Consider the following 18843-nt stretch of genomic DNA (forward strand, 5'->3'; position numbering starts at 1 on the left):
GTTTGTGATTGACACTTTGTCACATCTACGAAATAACCCGAGAAGGAGGAGCCGATGCACGAACGTGAACGCCATCGCATCATTTTAAGCGCCGTACAGGAAAAGCCTGTGGTGACGATTCAGGATATTTCTGAATTGACCGAGGCCTCCGAAGCAACGATCCGCCGCGATATTGCGGCCCTGCATGTGCAGGGAAAGATCCGGCGCGTGCGCGGTGGCGCCGAATCGATCCATCCTCCGCAACTCGGCAATCTGGCCGGACGCCCCTTCCGCGTTTCAGAAGGCGTCAATATCGATAGAAAACGCGCAATTGCGCGCAAGGCGGCCGAATTATGCGGCCAGGGCGATGCCATCATCATCAATGGCGGCACGACGACATTCCAGCTTGTCCATTATATTTCGGCCTACCGGCTGCAGGTGATGACCAATTCCTTCGCCATCGCCGAACATTTGGTCAAGCATTCGAAGAACACGGTGACGGTTCCGGGCGGCGCGATCTATCGCGAGCAGAGCCTGATCTTGTCACCCTTCGACAATGACACCACCCGGAATTTTTATGCGCGGCGCATGTTCATCGGCGCGCAGGGCGTTGGCCCGCTCGGCATCATGGAGGCCGATGCCCTGGTGATCCAGAGCGAGCAGAAGCTGATGCGCCAGGCGGACGAACTGGTCGTCATGGTCGATTCGAGCAAGTTCCATCAGCGTTCCAGCCTGATCCTATGTCCGCTCGAGCAAGTGACCACCATCATCACCGATGATGGCATTTCGGCGGAGACTGTACGCATGATCGAGGATGCCGGCGTATCGCTGATCATAACGAGCGTCACGGCGCAGGCCGAGAGGGAGGATTCCCCGTCAGTCGCGTGAGATGTGGCGGGGTGAGCATAGCCTATCAATTTTGGGCAACTTTGGGAGGAAGAGACAATGAATATTGCAAAGAAATTGGCAATCGGCGTAGCGCTGGCTGTCGCAATGATGGCTGGCACGGCAAGCGCCAAAGACGTCAAGATCGGCCTTGTGGTGAAGTCGCTCGGCAACGGCTTCTTCGAAGCGGCCAACAAGGGCGCTCAGGAAGCCGCCAAGGAACTCGGCGGCGTCCAGGTGATCTACACCGGTCCGACGCAGCCGACTGCCGAAGCCCAGATCGAAGTGATTAACTCGCTGATCGCACAGGGCGTCGACGCCATTGCTATCTCGGCCAACGACAAGGATGCTGTGGTGCCGGCCTTGAAGAAGGCAACGCAGCGCGGCATCAAGGTTATCTCCTGGGATTCCGGCGTGGCTCCGGCCGGCCGCATCCTGCAGCTCAATCCGTCTTCGAACGAGCTGATCGGCAAGATGTGCCTGACGCTCGCCAAGGATCATCTTGACGGCGGTAAGGGCAATTTCGCCATCCTGTCGGCGACTTCGACCGCCACAAACCAGAACATCTGGATCGGCGAGATGAAGAAGCAGCTCAAGGACTTCCCGGGCCTCAACCTGGTCACGACCGTCTATGGTGACGACCTTTCGGACAAGAGCTACCGCGAAGCCCAGGGCCTCCTGACCTCGCATCCGGAAGTCAAGGTCATCGTTGCTCCGACCACCGTCGGCGTGCTTGCCGCTTCGCAGGCCGTCAAGGACGCCGGCAAGATCGGCCAGGTCTATGTGACCGGTCTCGGCCTTCCGTCCGAAATGGCCGGCGCCATCAAGTCGGGCGCGACGAAGGAATTTGCGATCTGGAACCCGATCGATCTCGGCTACTCCGCAACGCAGATCGCCTATCGCCTCGTCAAGGGTGAAACCGATGGCAAGCCGGGCAGCGAGATCAATGCCGGCCGCATGGGCAAGATCAAAGTCGGAGACAACGGCGAAGCCGCTATGGCTGATCCCTTCGTCTACAACGCTTCGAATATCGATCAGTTCTCCAAGGTCTTCTGATCGATAGACCCATTCGCAGCTTTCCGGCGGCTTCGGCCGCCGGACTTGGTTAACTTATCCGGTACTTTGCTGATGACCACAGTCCTTCAACGATCCGCCATGGGCATGCCAGCCCTAGGCAATACGGCCATTCTGGAAATGCGCGGCATTTCGCAGATCTTTCCGGGTGTAAAGGCGCTCGATGGCGTCAGCATCTCGCTTTATCCCGGCAAGGTCACCGCGCTGATCGGCGAGAACGGCGCTGGCAAATCGACGCTCGTCAAGATCTTAACGGGGATCCACCGCCCAAACGATGGCGAGATCCTATTCGGCGGCAAGCCGACCACGTTCCACAGCGCCCAGCGCCAAGGCCGCACGCTTCAACCGCGATGAATGAGCGGGAGCCTTGCCATTGATCAGGCCTTGGGGACCGCGTTCGTTGAAGCGCATGACCCAATCACGAACGATCTGGAGCGTGACATTGCCGAGCCGGGCGGCATCGGAACGCGAGTTTCCATCGTAGATCGACGCGAGCGCCAGCAGACGTCGCGCCTGAGCTGCATCTTTCGTCTGCCGCGCCAGCCGCCGCAGATGCTCCCCGTCGAAATCTTTCCGTAATGAAATCCCTGATCGCATCGTAGACCTCCGGCTTACACCAGAGATTCGGATTCACCGCGTTTTGGGAAGCCTAAAGAGTCGGGTTCAGCGAGACGCCGAACTGCGCTCGTTGATCTACCGGATGTCGACATCGCCTGCCATGCCGGACACCTCGTTGAGTTGATCGAAGAATCATTTGACCGTACGACCGGCCTGAGCCGGTCGTGCGAAGAACCAGAGCATGCCGATGAAGACCGGAATTGTGCACGCAACAGCCGCGAACATCTCAACCGCGCCGTAGCGCTCGAGAATAGGCAACAAGACTATGGGGACCAGCGCCGAGCCTACGCGGTTCGAGGTCCAAGACCATGCCGTAAGCCTGGCCCGATGAGCAGTCGAAGTTGCTTCCGCCGCAAACAAGACGAGAACGGGCAAAAAAAGGGATAGCACAACGTTGAAGGTTGTCGCGGTCGTTAGGAGCAAAAACGACGACTGCGACGCACCGAACAGCAACCCTAGCAAGCCCATGATCAGCGCATTTATTGTGAGGAAGACACGCCTCTCCAAGTGATCGACGATAGCGCCCGCCGCCAAAGTGCCCGCGAACGGGGCTAGAGTTCCGATGCCGATTAGAAGGAGCGAGTCCTGGAGGCTGATCCCCTTATGAACAAGGACTGCACCGGAGAGGAGGGAAAAGCCTACAGTCGTCCAAGGCGTCAGCAGGAAGAGCGGCAATAAAAACAGGGCTTCTCTCCAAAGACTTCGGGCTCTTGAAGCGATATCCTGTTCGCCGTTGCGGTCGATACTCACTGGCGCTGGGATAGCCGGCATGACCTCAGCTGAGCGCCTAAATGATTCGATTATAGAGTTAGCGTCGTCGATCCGCCCCCTTTGCAGCAGCCAACGCGGCGATTCCGGCACCCTCCGAAAGCCAAGGCTGCATGCGAGCGCGCCTACTGCCGCGACGGCGAATCCCCATCGCCAAGCTTCAATCCCCATGGGAGCGACGGGAGTGAGACCGCGCACCAAAAAGATGAATGCGGGGGGACCAAGATATGCGAAGGCGGTTGCCATCACCGTGACCGGCCCGCGTCGTCGCGCCGGCAGCAAGTCTGTCAGATATGCGAACATGAGTGGTGGATAAGCGCCAAGGGAGACACCCGCGACTGCCCTCCAAACGATCAGGTCGACGATGCCGGAGGTACACCCAGCGAGAAGAGAGGAGGCTGCGAGAAGTACCATCGCCGATATCAACATCGTCCGCCGGCCATATCTGTCCGCGAGTATCCCGACGATGGGCGCGCCGACCGCCGCGCCGATATATACGGACGCCAAAAGCCAGGAAAGCTGAGTACTTCCCACAACGTGAGGCGGCGCTGAAAAAACAGCCGAAAGGATGTTTCCGAAGGCGATCTCGGCTAGGTCGAACGTAAAGCCCGCTGCGCAGGCGACCAATGTCCAAACATGCAGTCGCGTAAGCGGAAGGTCGTCGAGCTCGGAAATCAATTGCTGCGCGTTAACGTACCGTCCCCGCATCACGTTCCCTGCCCTTCAACGCCATGGTGCTTACCCGCGATAAGGGCGAAAGCGCTTGATGGAAAGTTAAGTGTTGTGAATTCGATAAGAGAAAAGGATTCCAGCCATCAGATGCGTGGCGTACTTGGTCATCCCAAAGGCATATCATCGCGAAACCCACGTATAATGTTCAGGTAGGCATAATTCGGTCCATTCTAACGGCTCCCGATAACCGCGTTCCCGCATCCCGCTTACGGGAACGCCAGATGTTTCATTATCCCATGCGTCCGATTGCAGTATCGCGTTCGTTTGTCGTCCCGACAGATGCAGGAGATTGCAACTGAGCATCCGGAAACCGTCGGAGTCGAATTGAAAACGATCGCGATCATCTGCCTTACACTAAGCGCAGCTAGTAGCGCGCCTGCCATGCCCTGGCGCGATTCCCGTCACATGGACTGCGCCTCGATACAAAGGGAAGTCGTCAATAACCGTGAGGTCATATTGCGATACCATCCCGCTGGAGACGCGAGCGTTGACCTCTTTGACCGCTTCGTCACCGATGCGCGCAGCTGCCTGGGACAGGGGCGCTTCGACGTCACAACAGTTCCCTCTGCGGACAATCCGAAGTGTCCTGTTACTTACTGCGCGTTCGTGACCGGAAAAGGAAAACATCATGGACCTGCCCAATAGCGGGCCCTGCGTTTGTAATTCCTGGACGAGCTGACGAGCGATTTCTTACATCACCATGGCCACAAGAGCTGGCGCGATCTCAATGTTTAACGGCGTTTCCCAGTCTTTAACATTGTCCAGAAAATCAATCGTTTATGCTTTCGCAGTGGAATTTGTTCGCTTCGAGCTCTCGTCTCTCAGGACTACCCCTCGCTCGGTGCGATCGAGGGTAAGGCCGTCAGACGTTCTAGGCAGCACCCCGAGCGAACGCGGCCTTTGCAGACAACCTCAAATGTTCCAACAAGGATATAACCCATGCCAAAGATGTTTGTACATTCGACCAAAGACACCTTTTCGGCCGAAGCACGCGTGAAAGTCGCCAGTTCGTTGACCGATTTGGGAATGAAATGCGAAAAACTGTTGGAGTCCGACAAGATAAGAAAGGGTGTTTGGGTGTTCTTTAGCGAACATCAGCCGGATAGCGTTTTCAGTGGAGGCAAAGCGGTTTCGAATCCCCAAATCGCGATGGTCACATACGCCATCCGCGGCGGCCTAGACGAAGAAAGTCGTAAGGTTTTCATCACCGAAGCCACTGCCATCTTAAGCCAGAATGCAAAGCCGGGCGAAGCGCCGGTCCCGATCTATGTCGGGATTCAGGAGACGCCAGAAGTCGATTGGGGAATGTATGGTAAGCAAGTTGATCTCGCTACGATGCGCAGGCCAACTTGAATATGCTGCGCATGGCTGTACGTTTGTTTGCCATGACATCGTCCCCGGCAACAACAGCTACCACAGCGCGAAAAAGCTCTCGGCGCGAAGATGCGCGTTGAAGTGGTGCGGCAGGCGACCCAACAGCTAAAGACTACGGCTACCGATACCCACGTCGCGAGCAACCGATTTCGCATGGGAGTCTATATGTTCGGCAGGCGAGCCGAGGATGCGAAGCTGACCAAGGTTCCCGACCTGACTTACGATCTCTCAACCAAAGCCGGGTTACAGCAAGGGCCCGACCACAGCTTCGACAGCGCGCTCACGCAAATGAATACCATCATCGCCCGCGCAGGGACGGGCGCGACCTCGGCTGATCGGCAGAAGATCCTATTCTTCCTGGCCGATGGTGTCGGCGACAATTGTAAACCTCAACTTGTACCAGGACGAAGACGAGCGGGTGTTGGCAGGAGCCCGTCGATACTTCGGTTGTGCATCGCTCAAGGCTCTTGGCGTGCAGATCGCCGTGCTTAAACGACCTATCCCCCTCTTCCAAAGAAAGGCTGCTGCAACACATCGATACGCCGATCCAAAACGAAAATACAGCTTTGGGCGTCGCCGCGTCTTTATTTCGAAGTTACGCCGACGTACGGTATTGAAAAGCGAGGAACGCGCTGTTCCTAAAGATCGTGAGGATGCCGCGCGAAACATCGTAGATTCTTCGGCCGCGCTCGGACCACTTGCGATTGTAGCGGCCAGTTGCCGGGCGATCGAGGTGTATCCAGCCCGATTTGAATACGACAATTTCCGCCTCGGAACTCGTATCGCCGCATCCGGAGAGCCGTCCTGCGCTCTTGTGGTGGCTCTATCTCATGCTGCCGCGACAGCTTGAGTGTCCCGAGGGCGGGTGAGTGTGAAAAACACGAGGCCTGCAAGCGTAAGGCAAAAGCCTGCCCATGCAGCCGACAAAAGCCCAAATCCGGCAGCCACCGAGATTCCGCCGGCAGCAGCCCCTATCGCGTTTGACACGTTGAATGCAGCCAGGCTCATCGCCCCCATCAAGGTCGGTGCGTCCGGAGCGAAACGTGTCATCCGAACTTGTATCGTCGGAATGGCGACGAACATGGTCGTGCCGACGCCGAAAAAGCACAGCATCATCACGATGACATTCGTGCCCAAGACGGCCAGGGCTGCGAGAACGACCAAAGCGATCCCGAATCCGAGAACGAGTCCTCTTGCGGGGTAAGTGTCGGCGAGTCTTCCGCCAATAAGATTTCCAACAGTCATGCCGATACCAAAGATAGCCAACCCAAGAGGTATCCATCTTTGGTCGATCATCGCAACGTCGGTTATAAATGGGCCGACAAACGTGTAGATGGCAAAAATGCTTGAGACCCCAAGGGCTGCAACGACCATCATGGCCCAGACCGAAAGTCTTCGCAGCGCTCCGAGTTCCTGCCGTATCGGTCCGCCGTCGAGTGCGGCGGTCGTGGGTACCCATGCCCATAGAGCTGTGAACGCGAGAGAGCTGGCCATGGCAACGGTTAGATACGTGTTGCGCCAGCCGATTGTTTGGCCGAGGAAGGTCGCAAGCGGTGATCCGACGATGGTAGCGACCGTCAAGCCCAGCATCACGAGCGCAAACGCCTTTCCACCACGGCCTGGTCCCATGATGTACGAAGCCACGACAGCACCAGCCCCGAAATACGCTCCTTGCGGCAATCCACTGATGAACCGCGCCGTGGCGAACAACATTACGTTGCCGGCACTGGCAGAGAGCACGTTGCCGACCGCGAAAAGTGCCATGAGATAAAGCAGAAGCGTCCTACGATTGAGCCGCGCGGCTGCCAAGGTTACAAGCGGCGCGCCCACCACGACTCCGAGAGCATATGCCGTGATCGCGTTCGTAGCTTCTGGAATGCTCAGGCCGAGCGACTGCGAGAACAGCTGCAAAATGCCCATACTCGCAAATTCGGATGTTCCGATACAGAAGCTGCCGAGCGCGAGCGAAAACAGGGTGAAACCGCACATGCGTCGTTGTCTCGCGTCAGTGCAATGCACTTCGACCGCTGCCGCTTGCGCCTCATACGCCTTATTCAACATGAGCATATCCAATCATGTTCCGATGCGTTCATCTTTGGCGTCGCCATTTGGAAGCAAGATGGTTCATGTTGCGAGCGGTTGCCTTCACGGAGGCGCGAGGTCTCGAGCTCTGAAAAAGCGGCGGCTTCCCTGCTCAGCCTGATCAGGCTTCGTTCTCGTCCAGGAAAACTTGGGCCGACTTGGCAAGCGGGCGCTCATATCTCCGTTAGAGGCAACGATCCGACTGACAAGCAATTCGGTCAACCGACCGCCTCGAGAGTTCCGCGCAGTCGGATGAAATCCAATTTCGCTGTCTTGAAGAAGGTGTCAGACTGGCCGGCCCGAAAATGATCGAGATGAACGACAGTCGCTCCATCCGCCTCTTGCCACGATATCAAAAACACATCGTCCCCAACGGCGGTCCATTCGAAAGTCACTTCCGCCGAAGCTCCCTCGTAGGCTCCCTCGATAATTTCATATCTGACGGTAGCACCGTCAGACGAATATGTGTTCTTCGCCGTGATGCCCGGATAGTTTACTATGAAGCTCTCGCCGGCATGGGGAAATCTCGGCTCGGCCATTGCAAATCCTCTTCAATCTGGTGCGGGTAAACTCTGATCGGTCTTTACGGTTGGGCATGTCGGAACCGAGCCCCGTCGCCGTATCGCTGTACCGACTACGGTCCTCGATTTTTGAAAACCGTGATCGCCATCGCATCCAAGCGCTTCTGCTACCTCAGTGGCTCGGTCATCGTGCCATTTCGCGGAAGCCAATCAAACTATACTGACGTATCCCGAACTTATACTTCGGCATCTAGGCACTGGCGGCGTCCGCGCCGCGTACCTTGATGTCCCTCGACATTCTAAAATGTCGTGCTAGCCGAGCGGACGTCCGCAGGGGAATGATCTTCATCCCAGTGATCGAATAGGCTAGATTCGAAATCCCGGCGTTTAACGACTTTTAACAAGCCATGCGGACGGGTACCGCCTAATGTTCGCTAGGCGGAGACCGGGAACAGTAACCGTCGGAATCAATAACTGCGGTTTTCAACGCGAACTCACGTTCAGCGCCTTCGGCACGTCGCGAGCAAAAATGCGGCTGTGGCTTCCTGCTGTCGTGCAGCGATGTCTAGCACGCGCTGACCTCGTCGTTTACGGGAAAAAGTCGCTTCACAAACGCACACGCGTCCGAAGAACAAACACCAGGAGATTACATGACCCAACACGTTCTTTTCATCGTCACCAATGCTGCCGTGATCGGTCCCAAGAGTCGCAAAACAGGGTTCTTTTTCGCCGAGGTTGCGCATCCCTTCGACGTGCTAGACAACGCGGGGATCGCGATCGAATTCGCGTCGCCTGCAGGCGGATGGACGCCCTACGACGCTTTCGACGAAAAAGATCCGGCTCAAAAAAGATTCATGGAAAGCAAGGCTTTTCGTCGTCTGAATCGCAGCCGAAAGCTGTCTGAGGTGGATACCGCGGACTATGATGCCATCTTGGTACCAGGCGGTCTCGGACCGATGGTCGATGTCCAACGCAATCCGGATGTTCAGCACGCCATCGTGCGTGCTTGGAACACGAACAAGTTCGTCACGGCTGTCTGCCATGGTCCTTGCTCACTGCTCGGCGTCGATATCGGCGATGGCAAACCGTTTGTACAGGGCAAGAAGCTGACCGGGTTCTCTGTCAAGGAAGAGTATGATTACGCCCGCGAAGACGTGCCTTACGAGCTCGAGGAAGCGTTGAGGGCCGAGGGTGCCGTGTACTCCTCCGCGCCCAACTGGGAGCCCAATGTTGTCGTCGACGGCAGACTTATCACTGGGCAAAATCCGGCATCGGCCGGGCCGTTGGCGGAAGCATTGCTCGCCGGCCTCAAGAAGCAAGAGTGAGGTATTGAAGTTCCTCACCCGCCCGTAGAGCCAATTCGGCGGACGATCAGGTACGCCCTGCGAACCGCTTCTAGGCCGGCTGATTGGGCTAGTGATGCACCCCGGTCGGAAGGACCTTGAAAGTCGCTATCCTCGATGCCGCTGGGTAGTCGCCGCCGGCCGCCATCTGGGTTCGAACGTCTCAAAGGAGCGCGCCATTGTCACAAGTTCTTCAATCCGCGGGATATAGGCGGTCCCCTCACCCGCCGCTACCATTCACTGCCGGAGAGGCAAAGCCACACCACGCCGATATCGAGCCGGTGAGCAGTGACGCGTGAGACCTGGAGCCGACACCTCTGACTTACAGGTCAGGTCGCTGATATGCGTACGACAGAACAACGTTCCGCGAGTTAATGCTTCAAGAGGTACTGTCGGATCCTCTGATCGCTCTCGTTAATCGCGCCGATGGCATTTCGCATATGTCGTTCGGTGATTTGATGAGGCGCGTCGCTCGAATTTTGGAAACAGACACTCGTTCACCACGGCGGTACAAAGTAAGTGGAACCGCATTGACTGCCGGCGCAGGTCAGCCCGCGCTGGACCAACGCGTCACAATACTTCGCGGAGGAGTGCCTTCGCCGCAGCGAGATCCGGCATGTCGAAAGCGGGATCGAAACGCGCATGGATTGGAGCCAAGACCGCATTCGCTTCGGCCAGGAGCCCCTGGTCCCTCCAAAGTCGCGCCATACCTGTGGCTGCGCGAAGTTCAAATGACATCGCTTGCTGAGTTCGCGCGACTTGAAGCGCACGAGCAAAATGGCCCGCGGCGATGCTCGGGTTGCGTTCCGGAGACATCCATTCGATATCTCCAGCAGCGCGGTGCAAGTCCGATTCCCACCAACGCTCGCCCGTCGTTTCAATAAGGGTCGCGGCCTCCTTGAGGCAAAATCGCGCGGCCTCGAATTCTCCCAGTTCAGCATTCGCCAGCGCCTTCGCGATTAGAAGCGTAGGGATTTCTACGGTGGATGCCAAAGCCTTGTCGGCAGCCAAAGCTCGATCCAGCATGTGGATCGCGTCAGCCGCCCTCCCTTCCGCAGCGAGAACACACGCCTGATCGGCCATCGCGTGCGCATTAAAGGCGGGAGCCTTCTTCTCCTGGGCCAACGCAATGAGTTCATCGGCCTGCGCCTTTGCCGCCGGCGCATTCCCAAGTCGAAGCTGCAGCGACCCGGTACGATGAAGAACGGCCATCAGGGTCGGAACGTGTGCTATCCTTCGGGCATTTGCCAGCGCATGTTCGACATCGATCCGAGCCGCATCAGGGCGACCGCACATCCAGTGTGCGTTCGCCCGGAAAGCCAAGAAACCAGTGCCAAAATCCATTCCGAAATGGTTCGTCAACGCCGCACTGTGTTTGCTCACATCGTAAATTCGCGCCGCGCTTTCGAGATGCGAAAACCCATCCAGTAGATCGCCTGAGACGACCAGCGCGGCCCCAAGGAGCGAGTGGCCGATTACAAGAGGAATCTCGTCGTTGTGCTGTTCCGCCAGCGCCAGCGATTGAGCACCCAGTTCGCGCACGGCGTGAGCGTTGAATGCCACGTAGTTTGTCATCCAGAAGCCGAACAACACCGAGAAGGTCACGAAAGGGTCTTCCAGTTGCTCTCCAGCGGTTTCGATCTCGCGGACCAGGGCCCGCGCTCCCTCGAACGCAGCTTTCGTCTCGACCGACGTGTAGCTTTTCGTAAACATCAAGGCGTTGGCCAAGCCCACCTGAGCTTTCAGTTGTTCGCCACGCCGACTCGGCCCGTCTGGCAGTCCGGCTAACGCCGACAACGCGTACTTGAAATGTGCTTCGGCCTCGACATAGGCGGATCGCGAGACCGAAAGCTGTCCCGCTAGGTCCCACAGTATCGCCGCCCTCAAGCTTTCGCCGGCCTCGGCAAAATGACAGGCGAGAATCTCGGGCTGGTTTGTGGCGACTTCCGGAAACTGGCTTTCCAAGACCTCGCCGATTCGAGCATGGAGCTCCCGACGCCCCTCGCGAAGAAGCGTGCCATACGCAGTGTCCTGCAGAAGCGCGTGTTTGAACGTGTATGTCAAGTCCGGAGCCGTGCCATGCACTGTCATAAGGCCGGCCTCGACAAGCCGACCAAGTGCGTCTTCCAGCTCGGCTCTGGGCAAGCGCGTCACCGTGGCAAGCAATTGCAGGGGAACTTCCCGGCCGATAGCCGCACTGATCTGTGCAACGGCTTTCGCGCTGCCCAGACGGTCCAGCCTGGACATCAACGATGCGTGGAGGCTTGCCGGAACAGCCAGGACCGGTGACGGAATAGCCGCGATTGTATGCGTCACCGCGGCCTCGTCGCTGGCTTCCAATACGGCTTTTGTCATTTCCTCGACGAACAACGGAATCCCATCCGCCCGCTCGATAATGTCCTGGCGGACGTTTGCCGCAAGGGAGTTGCCCCGAGCGACGTGGTCGATCAGGGCTTCGACCTCGGAGCTGTCGAAACGATGAAGGACGATCGCTTTGATGTAATCCCCCGAGTGCCAAGGCGGAACAAACTCCAACCGAAATGTCAGCAGCAGCATGACCCGAAGCGACGAAGCCCTGGCGATCAACTGGTCGAGAAGTTCCATGCTCGATGCATCCGCCCAGTGGACGTCTTCGAACACCATCAGGACCGGAGATTGTCTGGACGCAGCCTCAACCTGCCAGATCAACGCGTCCATCGTGCTTTGCCGCTGTCTAGCGGGGAGCATGTCGATATCTGGGTATCGCCCGTCGTTTGGCAAAGACAGGAACGCGGCAATCAGCGCAGCATCTTGAGGCGATGTGGCGGTAACCGCCAATCTTATGTCAAGCTTGTCGAGCTTGGCTTTAACGTCGTCATCGCGCCTGAACCCCGCCGCACGTTCCATATGGCCAATAAACGGGGAAAGGGCGCTATCGGACCGTTGGGGCGAGCAAAAGAACCGCTTCGTGATATGAGGTTCACCTGCCAGTCGATCGATGAATGAAGCTGTCATCCGCGATTTTCCGATGCCCGCCTCTCCGCTGAGCAAGACTACCTGGCCGCGGCCATCCCTCGCCTTAGCCCAACTTTCGAGCATCAACTCGAGTTCGCGCCCGCGCCCGACTAGTTCGGTGAGGTCTCCTTGATGCAGCGCCTCAAAGCGATTCTCCAGAAAGCTTCGAGGTAAAACCTTCCAGGCTGGCGTCGGGCCAGCTACGCCCTTCAAATCCTGCGGACCAAGATCGGACAGTTCAAATAAGTGCCCCAGCAGTCTGCGGGTACCCTCCGCGATCACTACGGTGTCGGGCGCTGCAATGCTCTGCAGTCGGGCAGCCAGGTTTGGAGTGTCCCCAACGACACCGCGCTCCTGAGACTCGCCCGATCCCAAGAGGTCGCCCACGACAACGATACCTGTCGCAATCCCCACCCGAACGTGCAGCGGAGGCCCCACGGCTTCAAGCTTGTGAACGGCATCTGCGATCGCCAGTCCGGCCCGGACGGAGAGTTCGGCATCGTGCTCATGGGCCAAGGGATATCCGAAGTATGCGAGGACTCCATCCCCCATATACTTCGCGACGAAGCCGCCATTGATCTCGATCAGATCGGCGCAGCATTTCTGGTACGCTGCCATGATCGCACGCATGTCTTCCGGATCGAGCTGCGCCGACATGGCGGTCGAGCCGACAAGGTCGCAGAACATCACAGTGAGCTGCCGCCGCTCGGCCGCTTCAACACTCGATCTACCTTCCGGCTTTGACTTCTGAGATGGCGACGAAAGCAGCGCCCTAATCGCCTTGATCAACCGTTTCCGGTGCCCGAACGGAACGCCCATTTTTTCGAGGTCGAGTTCCGTTACATCCGCGAGGACTTCGCCATCTATCTCATTCTTGCGAAACAGGTCCTCGTATTGACCGAGCTCTATAGTTCGAAGCCAATTTTCAATGTCTATTGAAGTTGAGGTAGGTACTGACATTGGCTGGCTGCCCTTTGATATACAAGACGAATGCTGACGTCGCCTGGACCAAGTCTACATCGGAAAGAGGTGCGAAGATGCTTATACGAATGTGTCGATCGAGCGGTGCAGCGGCGGTGGCCGATCGAGCTGGTATCCAGCTGATTCCCCGGCTGGCCAGCGATTTCGGTCCGTAGCGAGCCTTTCAATCCGATATAACTGGTTGGCCGATCGCATAAAAATGTCCCCCCGCAACATGGTGGATGCTGCGCCATCCGGGATCCGCCGTTTCGAAATGCCAATGGCCCTCCGAGAACACCCGTTCGTCTGCCCATGCAGCGTCAACGTCCGCAATGAAGAGATCGTATTGCTTCTGGATGTGAGGTTCGCGAACAATCTTGCAAGCCAGCCAACCAGAGCACCCTGCCACGAAAGGCTGATTGCGCTCCGGCATGTCGAAAATGCCAACACCCGACCGCGCAAGTTTGTCGGATTGTTCGCCCAGGCTATGGGTCCCGAGATAGCGGGTTAATTCCACTTGCTTGACAGTGGGTATCTGCACAACAAACTCGCCGCCGGCCTCGATGAGCGATCGAGTTTTTGACGTGCTCTCAAGCACAACTGTCAATTTTGGCGGATCGACGTCAAGCGCACAACACCAGGCCGCAGCCATAACGTCGTCGGTTCCAGCATACCTCGACGAGACCAGGACTGTCGGGCCGTGGTTGATGAGACGGTATGCTTTCGCGAGTTCTACGGGTTTAATGCGAGTATCCATGAGCTATGGATACCGGACTGCATAGCGACCGTCCAATCTACAACGGGCCGATTCACGACGTTTAACACGATCACCGAGTGGTCAATGCTTCGGCAGGCGAGGACCTCAGTGAAAGAACTCGGCCGCGGTTCACTTAAACCCAAGTATAGTTTCGAGAGAAGCGGCCCCGTGCTACGTTTCTTCTGTCGGAACACCTCCTCCCCGTTCTGGACTAATACCGCGGCTAGCTCTTCCCATTGTACTCGAGAGCGGTGAACGTTCGGTTCACTGGAGAACTGCTTCATTATCCTCGCAAGCAGTTCTCCTAGCGCGGACCTTCTTGTCAGGCCACGGAGATCAATTGCGCAGCGATTACGACAAAGTGCTTCCGATCAGTTTGCGAATTTGACGCCGCGCAGTTTCAATAACGCCTTTTGAATCCACAGCGACGAAAGGAACCGAAAGATGCCGATCAAGGACATTCTCCCGAGCAAGTTGGGCTTCGGAGCCGCACCACTCGGAAACATGTTCCGCAACATTCCGGAAGCGGAGGCTCTCGCCACCGTGGAGGCGGCATGGAACGACGGGATCCGCTACTTCGATACCGCGCCGCTGTACGGGGCCGGTTTGGCGGAAATCCGCCTGGGCGAAGCGCTCAGAGGAAAACCCCGGGACGAATTAGTTATCAGCACCAAGGTCGGCCGCATCATCCTCGATGAGGTCGAGGACGTCAGTGCGCGGGATCTTGGAGAGAAGGGTGATGTCTTCAAATACGGTCGCCCCAACAAGATCGTCAACGATTATTCTTCCGACGCTACTCTCAGGTCCATCGAAGACAGTTTGACGCGCCTGCAGACGGACCATATCGAAATCGTTTGGATCCACGACGTCGCCCAGGATTTTTACGGAGACGACTGGGTCAGCATATTCGAGAGTGCCCGTAAGGGCGCTTTCAGGGCACTGGATCGCCTCCGCGACGAGGGTGTTATCAAAGGCTGGGGACTGGGTGTAAACCGCGTCGAGCCGATAGAAGTACTGCTTGAACTTCAAGAACCACGACCGGATGGGTCCCTTCTTGCTGGCCGCTACACTCTGCTGGACCACGACGCCGCCCTACAGCGGCTGATGCCGATGGTATCCGAACGGGGCCTCGGGATTGTCGTCGGCGGCCCTTACAGCTCCGGCGCGCTCGTCGGTGGTCCGAATTTCGAATACGCGCCGGCAACCCCGCAGATCCTCAGCAAGGTTGAACGGATCAAGGCCATTGCTGATCGCTACCGTGTTTCGATGAAAGCTGCCGGTCTCCAGTTCGCGCTAGCCAACCCCGCGGTCGCGGCAGTCATTCCCGGAGCAAGCAAACCGAGCCGCGTCGCAGAAGATGGCGCGGCGCTCAGGGAGATCATACCCACGGACTTCTGGCGCGAACTGCGCGAGGCAAAACTCGTCAACCCGGCCGCCCCGTTGCCCGGTGTTAGATGAAACGGTCCTGCGACCCGGATACCGTATCGAAACATGTTTCGGTGCGAGATCCGACCGGGAACGAAATCGTGATTTCGACCCGCAAGCGTCACAACAGAAAGCCTGGGTTTTCGACAAAGGACATATGATGGCTTACACGTGCAGCCACGCCCGCCAGGTGCGCACCGTCGCGCCACGGACTCTCGGATGTGAGGAATGCCTTGCGGAAGGGATGACGTGGTTTCACCTCCGTCTATGTCGAGAATGCGGTCATGTCGGCTGTTGCGATCAATCCGAAGGCAAGCATGCGACAAAGCATTTTCGGGCCACCGATCACCCGATCATCGAGGGCTACGACCCTCCCGAGGGATGGGGTTGGTGCTTCGTCGATGAGGGATTTGTCGACCTGCCGTCGCAGACCCCTCAGAACGGCGCGATCCCCCGATACTATTGACGTTGCCGAACAGTGTTTCCGATGGAAGGCAGATCAGACCCCTTCCTACAAGGCGACTGACGTCAAAGTGAGGTGTAGGGTGTCGTGCCTACACTTTGTACCTGGGCGAAACACGTCAAGGGCGCGCCCTTTCCATGGAGTTCAGCGTAGTGTGACTGCGATTGTGGCTTGATGAAAAGCGCGACGATTTGAGGAAACCCCGCGCGCAAGCTCGCCTCGATCTGGGCGACCGCCGCTTCCAGGGTTTCCGTATTCAGCCCTGCCTTAAAAGCCACGCTAATCGCGACCAATAGTTGGTCCGGTGAAAGATGTACGCTGACAACGCCGTTGACCGTCTCTACCGGCTTGGCCGCCGCTACAGTGGCGATCATCCCTTTCACAATCTCCGGATCAGCAGGCACGCCGATCAAAAGCGATTTGCTTTCGGTCGCAAGCTTAAATGCCGTGACTGCAAGGATACCAGCAATAACTACCGACGCCACCCCATCATAAACTGCATTTGCCGTCACCATGGACGCCAACAAGCCACACGCAGTCACAATCAGCCCTACGAGGGCGGCTATGCCACCGAAGAGTATCGTCATCGAGGTCGGGTCCCGTTGTCGGACCAGCGATTGGTAAAGGCTCTCTTTGGACCTACCGCGCCTGGATTTTCGGAACGCTTCCCTCAAGCCGATTATCTCCACGGCTCCCGAACACACGATCACGGTAAAGTTGAGTATATGTCCCTCTATCGTAGCTGGATGGATTATCTGGCGAACGCCTGCGAGGAAGGCGATGCCGGATCCCAAGGAGAAAATGAGAATCGCGACCACGAAATTCCAGAAAAAGACCTCGCGCCCGTAGCCCAGTTGATGAGCCGGCGTTCCGCGTCGCCGGGACATGACAAGGCCATAAAGCAGAATGACCTCAGTGCTCGCGTCGATAAGCGTGTGAACGCCTTCACTGATCATTGCGGAGCTGCCGGACAAAAAGCCAGCAATGAATTTGATCGACGCGACTACGACATCGCCTGCGAGCGCAACGAGGACGGCCCGCTGACCGGAAGGGCTTCGATGCGCCGTCTGCGGATGAAGCTTTTGAGCATTGGACGCTGCGCGCGGTGATGCCATTCCCGGATGCTTGGTATCCATTGTCGTCACCTGGCAAATTCGAATTGGCTCCGCTTATTGTACTACGTCCTCGGCCCGAAAACCCGCAAACTGCAGTAAATAGGTGCAAATTGCGGGGTCGGCGATCTGTCCCGACTACCGCGATACCAGGGTATAATTGCGAAGCGCCAAGCGATGATTACCCTTCGAAAATATCGCGACGTCTTCCGTCACAATTCCACAGTGACCTTGAAAGGAGTAAAATGGTAGATGCGACAGCGCGGTTTCTTGCTGGTCATCGGGCGGAGATAAGGTTGGCGCTTCGGTCAGCCTGTGCGGCGAACATTGCGGTCGTCCTCTACACGCATATTGGGATTGCCCCAGGGCACATGGGCCGCGATCACAGCTCTTTTGGTCATGCACGGGAATGTTGGAGCCTCATTCAAGGCCGCTTTGACCGTCTCTATGGAACGCTTTCTGGCGCGATGTATGCTTGTGTCGTTGCACTCGCACTTCCTCACGAAACGACCGGGCAGTTGGCCGCGGCAACCCTTGTCACACTTGCAGCGCCCTACGCGCTGGCAGCATTCGTTCCCGTATTCCGAGTAGCCCCAATTGCTGCTGTTATTGTCCTGGTTCCCTCTGGATCCGATATCGGACCGATAGGGTCCGCGCGCGCGGGTGGGCGAGATCACTCTCGGCAATTTCGTCGCGCTTGGCGTCGGGCTGTTCTTCCTCCCCTCGCACGCTCCTGCCGACATGGCGGCGGCCGCCGTAGATGCCTTGGAATTGGAAGCGGGACTGCTTGGTTGGATCCTCGAAAAGCACATTTCCGGGAAGTCTGTCGAGGACGATATAGGAGTACGATATGCACAGATCCGCGTCGCGCTTCGAAAGGTCGAACTGTCGGCTATCGAGGTCAAAAGGGAGAGGACGCTGCGGCTGAACGGCTTCCTCGACCCGGATCCTTTCGTCCGCTCGCTCCACCGTATCCGGAGCGATCTCGTTGTACTTGGTAGGGTGGGCGCAAAGCCTTTTGAGGCAAAAACCGTAGATGACCTCCGGACGTCTTTGGAACGCCTCGCCCGCGTCGGCCCGTCCTGTCTGATTGAAACTCGGACGCCAAATGAGCAGCGGCAACGACGCAGTCGATCCGGAGCCACTCGATAGCGCATTTTCCGCATTTCGCATCGTGGCCGACGGTTGTGGCAATCCGAATAGCCCGGTGTCCGTCACCAGACAGATCTGCGCGATCGATTTCGGCTTTTCCCATCTGGAATCGAATATCAGGGATTTATCGGACCGCATCTCAGAACTTTGGGGAGAACTCGCGCCGGGTATAGGCGCTGAGCTCTGCCATTCTCGGGAAACGGTGCGCTAGCTCGAATATCTCAAAGTAAGAGGTGCATCGGGCCTGCGAATCTGAGAAACTGCTTTTGCAACAAAGGTTTACCAGATTCGTTACGGAGGCCCGATGCAAACACAGTGTATCTCCGAGCAGCTCGAATTTGAAGGCTTCGACGGCCACAAAGTTGTCGCCGGTTTCGACGGCGGCGCCATCACCTCGGATGCCGGCGCCTTGCTGCTTCGCCAGGTTGCCCGCGCCATCGGCCTGTTCGATCGGGTGGCCGCCTGTTTCGTCGATCGACGTGATCGCGATTGCACGGTCCACAGTGTGCGCACGCTGGTCGGCCAGCGCATTGCGGCGATCGCGCTAGGCTACGAAGACGTCGACGACCACGACACGCTGCGCCATGACCCCGTTCTTGGACTT

At 57.5% G+C, this 18843-nt stretch carries 16 protein-coding genes and 1 pseudogene; 10 read left to right on the top strand and 7 right to left on the bottom strand.

Going from position 1 to position 18843, the window contains the following annotated elements; genetic code table 11:
• Positions 1-54: 54 nt before the first annotated feature.
• The 3 genes and pseudogenes from PY650_RS21625 to PY650_RS21635 all read left to right on the top strand — a co-directional run.
• Positions 55-867 (top strand): DeoR/GlpR family DNA-binding transcription regulator, encoded by an 813-nt coding sequence (locus PY650_RS21625; RefSeq protein WP_285866595.1) that lies wholly within the window; start codon positions 55-57, stop codon positions 865-867.
• A 57-nt stretch (positions 868-924) separates the two neighbouring features.
• Positions 925-1920, top strand: a complete 996-nt coding sequence (rhaS, locus tag PY650_RS21630; RefSeq protein WP_285881594.1) for a rhamnose ABC transporter substrate-binding protein — start codon at positions 925-927, stop codon at positions 1918-1920.
• A 72-nt stretch (positions 1921-1992) separates the two neighbouring features.
• Positions 1993-2262 (top strand): annotated as a pseudogene (locus PY650_RS21635) (ATP-binding cassette domain-containing protein); the annotation flags it as partial.
• Here the strand turns inward: PY650_RS21635 and PY650_RS21640 are convergent.
• Positions 2224-2535, bottom strand: a complete 312-nt coding sequence (locus tag PY650_RS21640) for a helix-turn-helix domain-containing protein (protein ID WP_432761560.1) — start codon at positions 2533-2535, stop codon at positions 2224-2226. The pseudogene PY650_RS21635 and the gene PY650_RS21640 sit on opposite strands and share 39 nt — an antisense overlap.
• 153 nt (positions 2536-2688) lie before the next feature.
• Positions 2689-4002 (bottom strand): MFS transporter, encoded by a 1314-nt coding sequence (locus PY650_RS21645; protein ID WP_285881595.1) that lies wholly within the window; start codon positions 4000-4002, stop codon positions 2689-2691.
• 993 nt (positions 4003-4995) lie between these two features.
• Here PY650_RS21645 and PY650_RS21650 point away from each other — a divergent pair.
• Both PY650_RS21650 and PY650_RS21655 read left to right on the top strand, forming a co-directional pair.
• Complete coding sequence (locus tag PY650_RS21650; protein WP_285881597.1) at positions 4996-5409, top strand: 4-oxalocrotonate tautomerase; 414 nt, start codon at positions 4996-4998, stop codon at positions 5407-5409.
• A 415-nt stretch (positions 5410-5824) separates the two neighbouring features.
• Positions 5825-6280 carry a hypothetical protein gene (locus tag PY650_RS21655; protein ID WP_285881598.1) on the top strand — a complete coding sequence of 152 codons (456 nt, stop codon included), beginning with the start codon at positions 5825-5827 and terminating at the stop codon, positions 6278-6280.
• Here the strand turns inward: PY650_RS21655 and PY650_RS21660 are convergent.
• Positions 6259-7491, bottom strand: a complete 1233-nt coding sequence (locus PY650_RS21660; protein ID WP_285881600.1) for an MFS transporter — start codon at positions 7489-7491, stop codon at positions 6259-6261. The genes PY650_RS21655 and PY650_RS21660 overlap by 22 nt on opposite strands.
• Positions 7492-7730: 239 nt before the next feature.
• Positions 7731-8051, bottom strand: coding sequence for a MoaF-related domain-containing protein (locus PY650_RS21665; protein ID WP_285881601.1), 321 nt, complete (start codon positions 8049-8051; stop codon positions 7731-7733).
• 632 nt (positions 8052-8683) lie between these two features.
• Between PY650_RS21665 and PY650_RS21670 the strand changes: the two genes are divergently transcribed.
• Entirely contained in the window at positions 8684-9358 is a 675-nt protein-coding gene (locus tag PY650_RS21670) for a type 1 glutamine amidotransferase domain-containing protein (protein ID WP_285881602.1), read from the top strand.
• A gap of 588 nt (positions 9359-9946) precedes the next feature.
• Here PY650_RS21670 and PY650_RS21675 read toward each other — a convergent pair.
• Both PY650_RS21675 and PY650_RS21680 read right to left on the bottom strand, forming a co-directional pair.
• Complete coding sequence (locus PY650_RS21675) at positions 9947-13330, bottom strand: AAA family ATPase (RefSeq protein WP_285881604.1); 3384 nt, start codon at positions 13328-13330, stop codon at positions 9947-9949.
• A 184-nt stretch (positions 13331-13514) separates the two neighbouring features.
• Positions 13515-14087 (bottom strand): flavin reductase family protein, encoded by a 573-nt coding sequence (locus PY650_RS21680; RefSeq protein WP_285881606.1) that lies wholly within the window; start codon positions 14085-14087, stop codon positions 13515-13517.
• A gap of 444 nt (positions 14088-14531) precedes the next feature.
• On the opposite strand from PY650_RS21680, the gene PY650_RS21685 reads away from it, so the two are divergent.
• Both PY650_RS21685 and PY650_RS21690 read left to right on the top strand, forming a co-directional pair.
• A complete protein-coding gene (locus tag PY650_RS21685) occupies positions 14532-15545 on the top strand; it encodes an aldo/keto reductase (RefSeq protein ID WP_285881607.1) in 1014 nt (337 codons plus the stop codon).
• A gap of 127 nt (positions 15546-15672) precedes the next feature.
• Positions 15673-15978 carry a UBP-type zinc finger domain-containing protein gene (locus PY650_RS21690; RefSeq protein ID WP_285881608.1) on the top strand — a complete coding sequence of 102 codons (306 nt, stop codon included), beginning with the start codon at positions 15673-15675 and terminating at the stop codon, positions 15976-15978.
• Positions 15979-16040: 62 nt separating this feature from the next.
• On the opposite strand, the gene PY650_RS21695 is transcribed toward PY650_RS21690, so the two are convergent.
• Complete coding sequence (locus PY650_RS21695; RefSeq protein ID WP_285881609.1) at positions 16041-17111, bottom strand: cation diffusion facilitator family transporter; 1071 nt, start codon at positions 17109-17111, stop codon at positions 16041-16043.
• Positions 17112-18195: 1084 nt separating this feature from the next.
• Between PY650_RS21695 and PY650_RS21700 the strand changes: the two genes are divergently transcribed.
• Both PY650_RS21700 and PY650_RS21705 read left to right on the top strand, forming a co-directional pair.
• Complete coding sequence (locus PY650_RS21700) at positions 18196-18450, top strand: hypothetical protein (RefSeq protein ID WP_285881610.1); 255 nt, start codon at positions 18196-18198, stop codon at positions 18448-18450.
• A 93-nt stretch (positions 18451-18543) separates the two neighbouring features.
• On the top strand, positions 18544-18843 hold a 300-nt coding region (locus PY650_RS21705), incomplete at its 3' end, for a transposase (RefSeq protein WP_285881611.1).

Origin of the sequence: Martinezella calliandrae (genome assembly GCF_030272695.1) — a bacterium.
GTDB classification, from domain to species: domain Bacteria; phylum Pseudomonadota; class Alphaproteobacteria; order Rhizobiales; family Rhizobiaceae; genus Rhizobium; species Rhizobium calliandrae.

Bases quoted from the DNA above. Each gene is read 5' to 3' on its own strand.
- rhaS (WP_285881594.1), top strand. From the start codon at position 925: ATGAATATTGCAAAGAAATTGGCAATCGGCGTAGCGCTGGCTGTCGCA.
- PY650_RS21685 (WP_285881607.1), top strand. From the start codon at position 14,532: ATGCCGATCAAGGACATTCTCCCGAGCAAGTTGGGCTTCGGAGCCGCA.
- PY650_RS21650 (WP_285881597.1), top strand. From the start codon at position 4,996: ATGCCAAAGATGTTTGTACATTCGACCAAAGACACCTTTTCGGCCGAA.
- PY650_RS21690 (WP_285881608.1), top strand. From the start codon at position 15,673: ATGGCTTACACGTGCAGCCACGCCCGCCAGGTGCGCACCGTCGCGCCA.
- PY650_RS21665 (WP_285881601.1), bottom strand. From the start codon at position 8,051: ATGGCCGAGCCGAGATTTCCCCATGCCGGCGAGAGCTTCATAGTAAAC.
- PY650_RS21680 (WP_285881606.1), bottom strand. From the start codon at position 14,087: ATGGATACTCGCATTAAACCCGTAGAACTCGCGAAAGCATACCGTCTC.
- PY650_RS21670 (WP_285881602.1), top strand. From the start codon at position 8,684: ATGACCCAACACGTTCTTTTCATCGTCACCAATGCTGCCGTGATCGGT.
- PY650_RS21640 (WP_432761560.1), bottom strand. From the start codon at position 2,535: ATGCGATCAGGGATTTCATTACGGAAAGATTTCGACGGGGAGCATCTG.
- PY650_RS21625 (WP_285866595.1), top strand. From the start codon at position 55: ATGCACGAACGTGAACGCCATCGCATCATTTTAAGCGCCGTACAGGAA.
- PY650_RS21675 (WP_285881604.1), bottom strand. From the start codon at position 13,330: ATGTCAGTACCTACCTCAACTTCAATAGACATTGAAAATTGGCTTCGA.
- PY650_RS21700 (WP_285881610.1), top strand. From the start codon at position 18,196: ATGAGCAGCGGCAACGACGCAGTCGATCCGGAGCCACTCGATAGCGCA.
- PY650_RS21660 (WP_285881600.1), bottom strand. From the start codon at position 7,491: ATGTTGAATAAGGCGTATGAGGCGCAAGCGGCAGCGGTCGAAGTGCAT.
- PY650_RS21695 (WP_285881609.1), bottom strand. From the start codon at position 17,111: ATGGATACCAAGCATCCGGGAATGGCATCACCGCGCGCAGCGTCCAAT.